We start from the raw sequence: 13182 nt of genomic DNA, 5'->3' as shown, positions 1-13182 counted from the left end.
CCGGCCTCGTCCGATGAGGTGATGTGAGCGAAACGAGAAGCGACGGCGACCTGCTGCGAGCCATCGCGGCGGACAGGGACCGGCGCGCCTTCGAGGAGCTGTACCGGCGGTTCGCGCCCTGGCTGACCGCGCGACTGCGGGGCCGGTGCGCCGACGCCGGGATCGTCGACGACGTCGTGCAGGAGACGTTCCTCGCCGTGTGGCGGGGGACCGCCCGCTACCGGGAGGACGGGTACTCCGGCGATGCAGCCGGGTGGCTGTGGCGGATCGGCTCGCGCCGGCTGGTCGACGCGCTGCGCGGCGACGGGGCGCGGGGACGGCTGCGGCAGGCGCTGGCGCGGCTGCGGCACCGGGAGGAGGCGTCGGCGGAGGACCGCGTGCTCGCGGGGGTTGAGCACGGGGACCTCGCCGGCGCCCTCATAAGGCTCTCGCCCGAGCTGCGCGCGGTGCTCCAGGCCACGGTCATCGACGGGCTGACCACCCGCGAGGCGGCCGTCGTCCTGGGCATCCCGCCGGGGACGGTCAAGACGCGGGCCATGCGGGCCCGCAAGCAACTGCGGGAGGCACTGGCATGACCTGGCACCTGGACGAAGACGACGTACGGGCCTACGCACAGGGCGAGCTGACACCCCCGCTGCTGTGGTCCGCCGACACCCACCTCGCCGCCTGCGCCGCCTGCCGTGCCGTGCTCGCCGAGGCGGCCGACCCCGGCGCGCTCGACGCGGGCTGGGAACGGCTGGACGCCGAACTGGACGCGCCCCGGCCGGGGTTCCTGGAGGCGCTGCTCATGCGGCTCGGCGTCGCCGACCACACCGCGCGGCTGCTCGCGGCGACGCCCGTGCTGCGCCGCTCCTGGCTGGCGTCGGTGGTCCTCCTGCTGCTGACGACCGTCGGCGTGGTGTACTCGGCCGACTCGCCCACCCTGTTCCTCGCCCTCGCACCGATGCTGCCGCTGGCCGGCGTCGCGCTGAGCTACGGACCCGCGCTGGATCCGACGTACGAGATGGCGGTCGTCAGTCCCGTGCACGGATTCCGGCTGCTGATGATCCGTACGCTCGCCGTGCTCGTCGCCGGACTCGGCCTCAACGGCCTGGCCACGCTCGCCCTGCCCGCCTACGGCCTGCGCGCCCTCGCCTGGCTGCTGCCCGCGCTCGCCCTGACCGCGGCCTCCCTCGCGCTGACCGCACGGCTCGGGCCGGTCCTGGCGCCCCTGCTGGTCGGCGGCGCGTGGCTGGCACTGCTGGTGAGCGCCGAGGCCGCCAAGTCGGGCACCGACAGCCAGCTCGCGCCGTTCACCGCCGCCGGACAGGGCGTGTCCGCCGCCGTGGCCGCCCTCGCCGTCGGCCTCCTCTTCCTCGTACGTGACCGATTCGACGTCTTCCACAGGAGCGCCGTATGACTCCCACCGTCTCCGCCTCGGGCCTCGCCCTCCACTACGGTTCCACCCGCGCCCTCGACGACGTCTCGCTGCGGCTGACGCCGGGCGTCACCGGGCTGATCGGGCCCAACGGCGCCGGAAAGACCACCCTGTTGCGGGTGCTCGCCACCGCCGTGCCCGCCCAGCACGGGGCGTTCACGGTCCTCGGGCACGATCCGGGCACCGCCCGCGGCCGGCAGGAGGTCCGGCGGATGCTCGGTTACCTGCCGCAGGCGCCCGGCTTCCACCCGGACTTCACCGCCTTCGAGTTCGTCGACTACGTGGCCATCCTCAAGGAGCTCACCGACCGCGCCGCCCGCCACCGCGAGGTGCGGCGGGTGCTGGAGGAGGTCGACCTGGGCGACGTACGCGGCAGACGCATCAGGAAGCTGTCCGGCGGCATGCGGCAGCGGGTCGCGCTCGCCGCGGCCCTCGTCGGCGACCCCGGCTTCCTCGTCCTCGACGAGCCCACCGTCGGCCTCGACCCCGAACAGCGCATGCGGTTCCGGGAGCTGATCGCCCGGGCGGGCGAGGGCCGGACCGTGCTGCTCTCCACCCACCAGACCGAGGACGTGGCGATGCTCTGCCACCGCGTGCTGGTGATGGCCGGCGGCCGCATCCGCTTCGACGGCACGCCCGGCGAGCTGGCCGCGCGGGCGGCCGGCCGGGTCTGGAGCAGCACCGAACGCGCCCCGGACGCGCGGGCGGGCTGGCGCACCGGCACGGGCACCTTCCGCAACGTGGGCGATCCGCCGCCCGGCGCCGACCTCCTCGAACCCACCCTGGAGGACGGCTACCTGCTCACCCTCGACGGCGAGTCCACGGCGGTGACGGCATGACCATGACCATCGAATCCACGACCGCCAAGGCAGTGCCGGAGCCCTCGCCCACGGCCGGCGTCCTCGCCCTCGCCGGCTTCGAGGCCCGCCGCCTTCTGCGCTCCGTCCCGGTCCTCATCGCCCTCGCCCTCCACCTCGCCTGGATCATCTGGCACACCCACGACTCCTACGACGGCTTCCCCGCCCTCCAGGACGCCGACCGCGACACCCAGGGCACCCCGCTGCTCGTCGGGCTCGCCGTCCTGCTCGCCACCCACCGGGCCGCCCTGCGCTCCCTGCGCTGGGACACCGAACGGCACTTCGTCACGCTGGTGATCCCCGCATGGCGCCGCACGGTCGCCCACGTACTGTCCGTGGTGCCCGCGGCCCTGATCACCGCGGTCTTCGTGGGCGTGCAGTTCGGCTGGGAGTCCCTCAAGCCGGGCGCGGTCGGACGCGGCTCGGTCAGCGAGCTGCTCGTCGGACCGTTGACGGTCCTGCTGTTCGGCGCGGCCGGGGTCCTGATGGCCCGGTGGCTGAAGTCCTCCGTGGTGGCCCCGACGCTCATCGTCTTCCTCCTCTTCTTCCTCGTCCTCGGCACCACACCCGGCGACCCCGCGGACGACACCCGCTGGCTCTTCCCGGTCGTCGGCGAGGGCGGCTCCGAGACCCTCCCCTCCGACCTGCTCGGCCGCCCGGCCGCCTGGCACGCGGTGTACCTGCTGGGCCTCGCCCTGACCGCCGGCCTGCTCGCGGTGCTGGCCGGCGACGGCCGCCGGATCAGGTCCGTCCGCGTCGGCCTCGCCGGGGCCGTCGCCCTGGCCCTGCTCGGCGCCTACGCCCAGTCCGGCGGGGACTCGGCGGACCTGATCGCCGCGCGGGAACGGGCGACGGTCGACCCGAAGCAGTCCTGTGTGCAGCGGGGCCTGTCGACGTACTGCGCCTTCCCCGAGTGGACCTCGCGCACCGGAGTCTGGGCCGAGGTCGTGGACGAGGTCGAGAACCTCGCCGGCGGCACCGCCCACAAGCAGCCGCTCGTCGTCCGCCAGCGGGTCGAGGCGCGCTACGGCCTGTCGGCCGACTCCACCCTTCAGCCGCTGACAGGGGCGCACGAGGTCACCGTGGGCACGCGGTGGGGCGGTCCGCGCGTCCCCGAGTTCTCCGCGGCCGTCGCCGCCGTGCTGGTGGCGGGCAGTGAGGAGAAGGGCGTCGAGCTGTGCGACGGGCGGATGGTCACCGTGATGTGGCTCGCCCTGGGCTGGCAGGACGAACCCCTGGACGCGATGCGGCTCGTCCGGGTCGACGACAGCATCACCGGCGGGGCCGTGGTCCTGGGGCCGTCGTACCCGCTGTCCATGTCGGCGGACCAGACCGACGTCGTGCGCGAACTGCTGACCCGGCCCAGGGCCGAGGTGACCGCCCAGGTCAAGGAGGCCTGGACGGAACTCACGGCACCCGGCGTGAGCACCGCGCGGGCGGCCGAGCTCCTCGGCGTCAAGGGCATCACGGAGAAGGACGGGTGCGAGGAGTGAGGGGGCTGCGGGGCCAACGGGGAGTGGGGGACCGGCGGGGAGTGGAGGGTCTGCGAGGAATAGGGGACCGGCAGGGAGCGGGGGACCGGCGAGGAGCGGGGGGTCTGCGGGGAATAGGGGGCCGGCGGGGAGCGGGGGACCGGCGGGGAGTCGGGGACCAACGAGGAACGGGGGGTCTGCGGGGAGTGGGGGACCTGCTCATACCAGTCCTGCGCACCCTGCCCTGGCGGGCGCTCGGGGTCGGGGCCGCCGCGGGACTGGTGGTCGTGGGGACGACGCGGCTCTTCCCCGACGGGGTCGACGCGTGGGTGGCCCTCAACGCGCTGCGTGCCGCCGCCCTCGCCTTCGCGCTGGGCCTGGCGTTCCTCCTGGACGACCCCGCCCGCCACACCACGGCCGTGGTCCCCACGCCCCGGCCCGCCCGCCAGGCACTGCGCCTGGCGCTGGTGGCGCCGGTCGCGGCTCTGTGGTGGACGGCGGCCGTCCTGACGGTCCCCGCGGAGCTGCGGCCACCGGTCGGCGCCGTAACCCTCCAGGCGGCGGCCATCTGCGCCCTCGCCCTCGCCGGTGCCGCGGGCGCGCTGCGCGTCACCGACGAACCGCGCCCCGGCACGGCAGTCGCCGCCGCCCTGCTCGTCGTCGCCGTCGTGGCCCCGCTCCTCATGCCGGACGACTGGGAGATGTTCGCGGCGCCGGGCGCCCCGGGGTGGGCCACGGCCCACCAGGGATGGGCCGTGGTGGTGGCGGGGGCAGCCCTGGGGTGGGTCGTCTGGGGGAGGGAGCCGGTCCGGAGGCTGCGGGTCCGCCGCTGACGTCGTGCGGCGGACCCGGTGCGGAGCCGGTCCGGAGGGCGCGGATCGGACGGTGCGTGTCCCGCCCGGGCTGTGGGCCCGGGCGGGACGTCACCCCGGCGTGGGGGCTGCCGCCGGTGTCACGTCTCCGTGCGGTACATCAGATCCGTCTCGTACGTCTCGAAGCCCATCCGCTCGTACACCGACACGGCGGCCTTGTTGTCGGCGTCGACGTACAGCATCGCCGTGGGCAGCCCCTGTCCGGCCAGGTGCCGCAGGCCGACCGCGGTGAGCGCCTTGCCGAGCCCGCCGCCCTGCGCGCCCGGCCGCACGCCGAGGACGTAGACCTCCCCGAGGCCGTCCTCGGCGTGCACCTTGGTCCAGTGGAAGCCGATCAGCTCGCGCCCGTCCGCGCCCTCGCGCTCGGCGAGGAAGAACCCGGCCGGGTCGAACCACGGCTCGGCCTTGCGGTCGTCGAGGTCGCGCTGGGTGAGGGAGCCCTGCTCGGGATGGTGGGCGAAGGCCGCGGCGTTCACGGCGAGCCAGGCCGCGTCGTCCTGTCCGGGCACGAACGTCCGGATCGTCACGTCCTGCGGCAGCCCCGGCTCGGGCAGCTCCAGGTCGGCCAACGATCGCCGCATCTGCCGTAGTTCGCGGAAGAGCGTCAGCCCCAGCACCTGCGCCAGATGGCGCGCGGCCGAGTGCCCGCCGTGGGCCCACACCCGCAGCCGCTTGCCGGACGCGGCCAGCAGCGCCGTACCGAGCGCCCGTCCGTGGCCGTGCCCCCGGTGCGCGGGGTGGACGACCAGTTCGGCGGCCGGCGCCTCCACCGGGTCGGTGTCCTCCAGCTGGGCGTATCCCACGAGTTCGTCGTCGACCGTCAGCAGCAGGTGCGAGACGCCCTCCCGCTCCCCGCCGCGCAGTTGCAGCCGCCCCTGTTCGGAGACGGCCTGCTGGCCGTCGTTGCGGGCGGCTTCCGCGAGCAGGGCGAGCACGGCCTCGATCTGGCCCGGGGCGAGTGCGGAATGGGTTGCGATGGCGCGGTTCCGGCCGGGCAGTGCGGTGTCGTCGCTGGTCATGCGTACGAGAGTAAGCCGAGGCCCCCGCAATGCGGCGGCAAAAGGGAAACCAGGATGTAACCATGAACCACCTACCGCGCTACGCGCGTTGACTCTAGGCTGCGCCGGGACGGGGCCACTGTCCGCACAGGGCACGAAACGACACACACGACCCACAGGGGGGCGTATGCCAGCCATGGCTCAGCAGCACCGGAACCGCAGACGGCGGACGCATCTCATCCTCGCCGCCGCGGCGGGCCTCGCCACCGTCGGCGCCCTGACCGCCGCGCTGCCGGCGACCGCGTCCGCGGGGGAGAAGGACAGCAAGAAGGGGGGCAGCCACTGGCCGGGCCGCTACCAGGACGTGCAGTTGCTGTCCTTCAACGACCTGCACGGCAACCTGGAGCCGCCGTCCGGTTCCTCCGGCCGGGTCACGCACCTCCACGAGGACGGCACCACCGAGACCATCGACGCGGGCGGTGTCGAGTACCTCGCCACCCACCTGCGCCAGGCCCGCAAGGGCAACAAGTACTCCATCACCGCCGCCGGCGGCGACATGGTCGGCGCCTCCCCGCTGATCTCGGGCCTGTTCCACGACGAGCCCACCATCGAGGCGCTCAACAAGCTGAAGCTGGACGTCACGTCCGTCGGCAACCACGAGTTCGACGAGGGCGCGCGCGAACTGGCCCGCCTGCAGAACGGCGGCTGCCACCCCGTCGACGGCTGCTACACGGACAAGCGCTTCGCCGGCGCGAACTTCCCCTACCTCGCCGCCAACGTCCTCGACGAGAAGACCGGCAAGCCGATCCTCAAGCCGTACACGGTGTGGAAGAAGAACGGCATCAAGATCGGCTTCATCGGTGTGACCCTGGAGAACACCCCCGGCATCGTCTCCGCCGAGGGCGTCAAGGGCCTCAAGTTCAAGGACGAGGTCGAGACGATCAACAAGTACGCCCGGGTGCTCCAGCGCAAGGGCGTCAAGTCGGTCGTCGCGCTGATCCACGAGGGCGGCGCCCCGGCCTCCACCGCGTACAACTACGACTGCGACTCCCCGGGCGCCGGTGACGGCATCTCCGGTCCGATCGTGGACATCGCCAAGAACATCACGCCGAAGGTCGACGCGCTGGTCACCGGCCACACGCACGCGGCCTACGCCTGCACGATCAACGACCCGTCGGGCAAGCCGCGCACGGTCACCTCGGCCGCGGCCTTCGGCCGGCTGTACACCGACACGACGCTGACGTACGACCGCTGGACCGGCGACATCGCCCGTACGTCCGTGAAGTCGGCGAACCACGTGGTCACCCGCACCGTCGCCAAGGCGCCGGACATGACCGAGCTGATCGCCAAGTGGAACACCCTCGCGGCGCCCATCGGCAACCGCCCGATCGGCTACATCACCGCCGACATCCCCAACACCGGCACCGAGTCCCCGATGGGCGACCTCATCGCGGACGCGCAGTTCGCGTACGGCAAGGAGCTGGACCCGGAGACCGACCTGGCCCTGATGAACCCGGGCGGTGTGCGGGCCGGTCTGACCTACGCGGTCAAGGGCACCGAGGGCGACGGCGTGGTCACCTACGCCGAGGGCTTCACCGTCCAGCCGTTCTCCAACACGGTGAACCTGCAGGACTTCACCGGCGCCCAGCTGATCCAGATCCTCAAGGAGCAGGTCAGCGGTGCGAACGCGGCCGCGCCGAAGATCCTGCTGCCGTCGAAGGGCCTGACGTACACGCTGGACCTGACCAAGACCGGCGCCGACCGCGTCGTCACGGACTCGATCCGCCTCGACGGCTCCGCGATCGACCCGGCCGCCACCTACCGCATCGCGACCAACAGCTTCCTCGCGGGCGGTGGCGACGGCATCACCACGCTGGGCCAGGGCACGAACGACCTGATCGGCACGGACGACCTGGCGGCGCTGGAGAAGTACCTGACGGCCAACTCCTCGCCCACGAACCCGATCGCGCCGCCGGTGACGAACCGGATCACGGTCGTGAGCTGAGCATCGTGAGCTGAATCGCATACCGGGGGTATCGGTTGCGGGTGGGTCCGGTGCGCATGGTCGTATGAACCGATGCGTACCCCCCACCACACCGAGACGCATCCCGTAGCGAACCCTTACGAGGAGCTGGGCGCCCTCGACGACGGCCCGCTGGAGGACATCCTCCGGCCGGAGCCGGTCGGCGAGGACGACTGGTCCCCGCCCAACCACCGCCGCGGCGGCCGTCGTCGACGCCGCCGCGGCCGGCTCGCGGGGCTGCCGTTCGCGGCGAAGGCGGTGGTCGGCCTCCTGGCCGTCACCGCCTTCCTCGTACTCGGCGACCGCTGGGCCGTGCTCTACGCCGAACACCGGGCCGCGGACGCCCTCAAGGACCGCATGGGCCTGGCCGCCGCTCCCGAAGTGGAGATCGGCGGCTTCCCCTTCCTCACCCAACTCGCCGACAAACGGCTGGAGTCGGTCCGGATCACCGTGCCGGACGTGGCCGCCGACCGGGTCTCCCTGGCCCGGGTGACGGCGACGGCACGGGACGTACGACTGGACGCGGACGGCCTGACCGCCGTGCGCGGAGCGGCGGTTCCCGCGCTGGACGGTGACGTCCTGCTCTCCTTCTCCGACCTGAACCGCGAACTCGGCGTGTCCCAGGTCGAGTTCACCGGCCAGGGCCGCGACCGGATCCGGGCGGACGGCACCCTGCCGGTCGCCGGACACGATCTGCGGCTGCGGGCCGAGGCGCGCATCCGGCGGGACGGCGACCGGGGCATCGGCACCGACATCGGCGGAATGCGCCTGGACATAGGCAAGTTGGCGACCTACCGCCCCGGCACCGGCGCCTCCCAGGGCCTGCACCTGACCCGCGAGACGGCGAGCCGCCTGGCGGAGGAGACCGACAAGGCCAAGGCCCTGCTCTCCGTACCGTCGGTCGTACGCAGGCTGGGCATACCGGACTCCGCCGTGAGCACGGCCCTACGCTCCGACACCGAACTCTCCCGCCTCACCGGCACCCCACGCTTCACCCACCAGGCCATGCGCGTAAACCTCCTGGACCTGGCCCTGGACCACCCGCAAGCACTCTCCCGCCTGGGCCTCGACCCCACCCTCGTCAAAGCCCTCCCCCAACTCGCCCGCCCCACCCTCACCGACCGCCTCACCCTCGCCTTCCAACTCCCCAACCCCCCTGGCGACGGCGCCCTGCGCCTGACGGACGTACGGGTGGAGGAGGACGGGATCAGGGTGCGACTGGCGGGGGCGGGGCTGGAGTTCGGGTGAGCTAACGGAAGTGGTCGGGACGATATGCGTCCTGATCGGGAAAGACGGTGAGCCTGCAGGGGCGAGCCGTGCCAGGGGCGCGTCAGCGGGCAGCGCTGCCGTGACCCTTGCGAGGTGTTTTCCCAGGTCATTCACTCTTTGTGATGATCGACAAGATGTGCAGCGGGATCGTCCAACGGTATTCATGAGGCCCACCGCAACGGACCCCGAGGGAGACGACCACATGAACATCAGGATGCGCACACGCCTGCCGCACGTGTCTGCCGCCGTCTTGGCGGCCGTTGCCCTGGTGCTCTCGGCCACGCCGACTCAGGCGACCTCCGCGGCCACGTCCGTGGGCCTGCCGGGCGGCAACAAGATCGTGACCAATGCCTGGCACTGTGCCGTCTACGCGAACGCCTGCGACTGGAAGGCGTCCACGAAGATGACCGGCAACAACCCCAAGCGGGCGAGGTGGATCCAGAACCGCGCCGAGTTGGAAGCGCACGGCGTCGGCGTCTCCGTCGCCATCTCGAAGAACCCCGAGGCCACGCTGACGATGGTGAGCAAATCCCTCGGCGAGGTGCGCTGGAAGAACACGCACGCCCGTATCTCCGACACCTACGGCCAGATGCGCCCGAGCAAGTCGACCTTGTACGTGTCGACCCGCAGCTGCGGGTCGGCCCAGGTGACCGGCGCCATCAAGGTCAGCGAGAAGTGCGCCTACGCCGGCGCCTCCTGATGAGGCACGCCGGGGCCGCCGTGGCCGTAGCCCTGCTGGCCTCGTGCGCATCCGCATCCGCACCCGAGCCCTCGGGGCCCGAACGGGGTTCTGCGGCACGGCAGTTCGATCGGTTGGTCAGTCGGCAGAACGGCTACCACTACCCGCCCTTTCTGCAGGAGCAGCCGGCGGGCCCCGAAGCGCAGTCCTACGCCCTGCGGACCCTGGACGAACTGGGTCGCCGCCCCAGGACGAGCGCCTCGGCGGCCCGCGTTGCCTCACTGCGCAGAGAGGCGCTGGCATCCTCCCCGTTGTGGGGCCGCAACTGGCTCGTCCCCCTACGGCGAGCCGGTGCATCGGAGGCGCTCGGCGCGGGCGACGCAAGGGCCGTGAAGCGGCTCAGGGCGAGGGGCGGCTGGTACACGGACCCCGCGCTGGGTGATGACACGGACGCGGCCCGGCTCGGCGCCACCTGGGCGGCGCTCGACGTACTCGAAGCGCTGGAAGAACTCCGGGACGTGCCGACGGCCGACCGGGACGCCACCGCCAGGTGGCTGCACTCCCGTGCGGCGAAGAGCATGCCACTCGACCAGGGCGCCGCGCTGGCGAGCGCCCTGCGTCTGCTCGACCGGCCGGTGCCCCATGTCCTCACCACCGTCGCTGCGCCGCGTACCGACGACTGGGCTTCTCTCACCCCTGCCGGTCGAACGGACCGGCTGAACGACACGTATCACTACGTTCTGATCCAGGAGGCAGCAGGCAGGCGCCCCCGCATCGACCGGGGCATCTGGGAGGCAGTGCTGCGCGAAGGCGCAGCCGGTCTGCCGTACGAGCAGCTCTACTGTCTGGTGCGCGTACTGAAGACGGCCGGTTCGCCCGACAGCCTGTTCGCGCCCGTCGGACGGCGGCTCGACGAGGCGCGCATCGACGACGGGACCGTACGCGATCCGGCCGCCTATCTCGGCAACCCCGATGCCTCTCTCTTCGTCGAGCGGCTTCGCGCACTCGCTGGCTGGTCCCGCAGGGACCCACGGCTCCTCGCGGCTCTCGACCGCGAGGAAAAGGCGGGCAACGCGAGCCGCGAAGACACCGAGCGCCTCGCCCGGGCGGCCTTGCGCAGGGTTGCGTCCGGCGGTCCCACGAGTGAGGACGCTCGGCGTCTGTGCGCCGATGACGCGGTGCTGCCCACCACCGTGACCGAGAACAACGCCACTCGGTGGCAGCGCACTGCCCTCAACTGCGCCGATGCCGGGGTCGACATCGGCGCGCCCGAGATCGGCACATGGAAGCCGGACACTCCGGGCGCGGTGGTGGCCGCGGCCACGGTCACCGTCGGCCTGGCCGACGCAGGACTGCACGAGCGCGGCCCGACCTGGATGGACGCACGCGATCTACAGCCATGGGCCCGGAACCCGGGCCGCTTCCCCTCCCTCTACGACTACAGCCTGGTCGTACGGGCGTATTCGCTGCTCGGCGGAGTACTGGACGCGGAGTTGGAGGAAGCCCTTGGCAGCGGAGTCACGCCCTACCGGGGCTGCCCCGGGCTGCCCGATGTGTACCAGGTCGGTGCCGGTGACCCCGCCTGCGACCTCAAGACCACCTGGGGCGTGTGGGCGCTGGACCGGCAGTTGGGCGGGGTCATGGGCTGGGGCCCGGCAGCCACAGGAAACGGACAGAGAACGGGAGCACGACGGTGAGCGCGTTGCTGCGGGCGGAGGGTGTGGGCAAGGCCTACACCCTCCGGGGAAAGAGGGTCGACATCCTGCGCGATGTCGATCTCGCTGTGCGGGGAGGAGAGGTGACCGCCCTGGTCGGCCATTCCGGCTCGGGAAAGACCACGCTCCTGCACATCCTCGGGCTGCTGACTCCGCCGGACAGCGGCCGTGTCTTCGTCGCGGACACGGATACCTCGGGGCTCGCCGACGGCGCTCTGGCCGACCTGCGGCGCACTCGGCTGGGGTTCGTCTTCCAGTCGTACAACCTGCTGCCGCAGCACTCGGCGTTGCGCAACGTCGTGCTGCCGTACACCGGGCGCGGTGCCGACGGCGAACGGCACGCCCGTGCGCTCCTGGACCGAGTGGGGCTCGCGGAACGCGCCCACCATCTGCCGAGCGAACTGTCGGGCGGTGAACAGCAACGGGTCGCCCTGGCACGCGCGTTGATCAACGACCCGCCCGTGGTGCTGGCGGACGAGCCCACCGGGAACCTCGATACACGGAGCGAGGAGACCCTGCTGGGCCTGTTCCGCGAACTGGCGGACGAGGGACGGGCCGTGCTGCTCGTCACGCACAATCCGGCGGTGTCGGAGGCAGCGGACCGCGTACACCGGCTGGACGCGGGCGCGTTGGTGGCCGAGGGGAGTGCCGCATGAGCGTCTTCGCCATGGCGCTGGCCAACGTCCGTGCCCTGCGGCGCCGTTTGTACGGCCTGATGGTCATGGTCGCGGTGGCGTCCGGTGTCTGCCTCGGTGCGCTGGGCGTCGTGGACCGGGCGCAGAGTGCCACCGACACAGGGGTGACGGAGAGCGCGGCCAACCGCAGCATCACCGTCGACCGGCCTGACGATCGGCCCGAGACCCCCCAGTTGACCGATCGGACTGCCGAGCGGCTGGCGAAACTGCCGCACGTCGCGTCCGTCGAGCACCGGGCGCAGGTGTCCTTCGGAGTGTCGACCGAGGCCGGAGGCACGGCCCTGCTGTACGCGACCACCTACCGGTCCGTGCTCACTCCACCGGTGTCCAAGTCCGTGCGGGAGCGGCTCTTCCCCCTGAAGCCGGGAGAGATCGTGGCGCCCGCCGCTTCCCAGGGGATGGACCTGAGCAAGCTGGTGGGCCAGGAGATCGAGGTGGAGACCATCCGCTACGTCCGTCCCGGCGAAGGCACCGGGGTGACCAGCCATGCCCGCCTCGTCGGTGTGTACGACCCGTCCTGGCAGCTCGACGGCCCGGACGCGGCATACGTGGCCGACTCCACCGTGATCAAGTGGGCGGCGCAGCGTTCCGGACAGCCGGAGAGCGAGTACTTGGGAACCATCGGCTACGACCAGTTGACCGTGGTCGCGCGGTCGGCGGCGGACGTGCCGGGGGTGATGCGGTCGGTGCAGCAGCTCGGCTATCCGGCGGCCACACTGCGTCAGCAACTCGAGGCGCTTCCCGCTGTGTTGGAGCTGGTGAAGGTGGTCGGCCAGGTGCTGCTCGGGGTGCTCGGCGTGCTGGCGTTCGCCGGTGCCGTGACGGTGACCGGCGCGCTGTCGCGTCGTCGTGCGCAGGAGATCGGGATTCTCAAGGCGGTCGGCTTCCGCACGCGAGCGGTACTGACGATGCTCGTGACGGAGATGGCATTGGCCGGTGCCGTGGCGGCACTGATCGGAACGGCCCTGGGCGCCGTGTTCGGCGCTGCCGGTGCGGCACTGATGAGGGGCAGTACAGACCTTGCCCCCTATGCCGGGGACTGGGTGCCGCTGCCTTCGCCGGTCACTCTGCTCCTGCTCCTCGCGCTGACGGTACTGGTGGTGACGGCGGGGGCGCTGGGCCCGGCCCGCCGGGCCGCGAGGATGTCCCCCACCGATGCGATGAAGGACTGGTGAGCGGTTCGAT

12 protein-coding genes are annotated in these 13182 nt (G+C 72.3%); 11 read left to right on the top strand and 1 reads right to left on the bottom strand.

All coding sequences use genetic code 11. The features are described from left to right. Positions 1-23: 23 nt before the first annotated feature. From ICC28_RS17240 to ICC28_RS17220, 5 genes are all read left to right on the top strand, one after another. The gene (locus tag ICC28_RS17240; protein WP_188289451.1) at positions 24-575 is read left to right on the top strand and encodes an RNA polymerase sigma factor; all 552 of its coding nucleotides are present in this window, start codon (positions 24-26) and stop codon (positions 573-575) included. Then, positions 572-1399 (top strand): zf-HC2 domain-containing protein, encoded by an 828-nt coding sequence (locus tag ICC28_RS17235; RefSeq protein ID WP_188289450.1) that lies wholly within the window; start codon positions 572-574, stop codon positions 1397-1399. Before ICC28_RS17240 ends, ICC28_RS17235 begins: the two co-directional genes overlap by 4 nt. Next, positions 1396-2256 (top strand): ABC transporter ATP-binding protein, encoded by an 861-nt coding sequence (locus ICC28_RS17230; RefSeq protein WP_188289449.1) that lies wholly within the window; start codon positions 1396-1398, stop codon positions 2254-2256. Before ICC28_RS17235 ends, ICC28_RS17230 begins: the two co-directional genes overlap by 4 nt. Continuing rightward, positions 2253-3767 (top strand): ABC transporter permease, encoded by a 1515-nt coding sequence (locus ICC28_RS17225; protein ID WP_188289448.1) that lies wholly within the window; start codon positions 2253-2255, stop codon positions 3765-3767. The genes ICC28_RS17230 and ICC28_RS17225 overlap by 4 nt, the downstream gene beginning before the upstream one ends. 185 nt (positions 3768-3952) lie before the next feature. Then, complete coding sequence (locus ICC28_RS17220; protein WP_317454035.1) at positions 3953-4579, top strand: ABC transporter; 627 nt, start codon at positions 3953-3955, stop codon at positions 4577-4579. Between the two features lie 119 nt (positions 4580-4698). Here the strand turns inward: ICC28_RS17220 and mshD are convergent, their stop codons facing one another. Further along, positions 4699-5637 (bottom strand): mycothiol synthase, encoded by a 939-nt coding sequence (mshD, locus tag ICC28_RS17215; protein ID WP_188289447.1) that lies wholly within the window; start codon positions 5635-5637, stop codon positions 4699-4701. A gap of 166 nt (positions 5638-5803) precedes the next feature. Here mshD and ICC28_RS17210 point away from each other — a divergent pair, with 166 nt between their 5' ends. The 6 genes from ICC28_RS17210 to ICC28_RS17185 all read left to right on the top strand — a co-directional run bounded on the left by ICC28_RS17210 (position 5804) and on the right by ICC28_RS17185 (position 13172). Then, a complete protein-coding gene (locus ICC28_RS17210; RefSeq protein WP_188289446.1) occupies positions 5804-7621 on the top strand; it encodes a bifunctional metallophosphatase/5'-nucleotidase in 1818 nt (605 codons plus the stop codon). Between the two features lie 72 nt (positions 7622-7693). After that, positions 7694-8887 carry a DUF2993 domain-containing protein gene (locus tag ICC28_RS17205; RefSeq protein WP_188289445.1) on the top strand — a complete coding sequence of 398 codons (1194 nt, stop codon included), beginning with the start codon at positions 7694-7696 and terminating at the stop codon, positions 8885-8887. Positions 8888-9110: 223 nt separating this feature from the next. Continuing rightward, positions 9111-9608 carry a hypothetical protein gene (locus ICC28_RS17200; RefSeq protein ID WP_223188967.1) on the top strand — a complete coding sequence of 166 codons (498 nt, stop codon included), beginning with the start codon at positions 9111-9113 and terminating at the stop codon, positions 9606-9608. A gap of 113 nt (positions 9609-9721) precedes the next feature. Continuing rightward, positions 9722-11284, top strand: coding sequence for a hypothetical protein (locus ICC28_RS17195; RefSeq protein ID WP_188289444.1), 1563 nt, complete (start codon positions 9722-9724; stop codon positions 11282-11284). Continuing rightward, positions 11281-11958, top strand: a complete 678-nt coding sequence (locus tag ICC28_RS17190) for an ABC transporter ATP-binding protein (RefSeq protein WP_188289443.1) — start codon at positions 11281-11283, stop codon at positions 11956-11958. Before ICC28_RS17195 ends, ICC28_RS17190 begins: the two co-directional genes overlap by 4 nt. After that, positions 11955-13172 carry an ABC transporter permease gene (locus ICC28_RS17185; RefSeq protein ID WP_188289442.1) on the top strand — a complete coding sequence of 406 codons (1218 nt, stop codon included), beginning with the start codon at positions 11955-11957 and terminating at the stop codon, positions 13170-13172. Before ICC28_RS17190 ends, ICC28_RS17185 begins: the two co-directional genes overlap by 4 nt. Positions 13173-13182: the final 10 nt, after the last annotated feature.

Source organism: Streptomyces sp. TRM68416 (assembly GCF_014596915.1).
In the GTDB taxonomy this organism is placed as follows: Bacteria; Actinomycetota; Actinomycetes; order Streptomycetales; family Streptomycetaceae; genus Streptomyces.
This window is presented reverse-complemented; position numbering and strand designations above follow the sequence as displayed.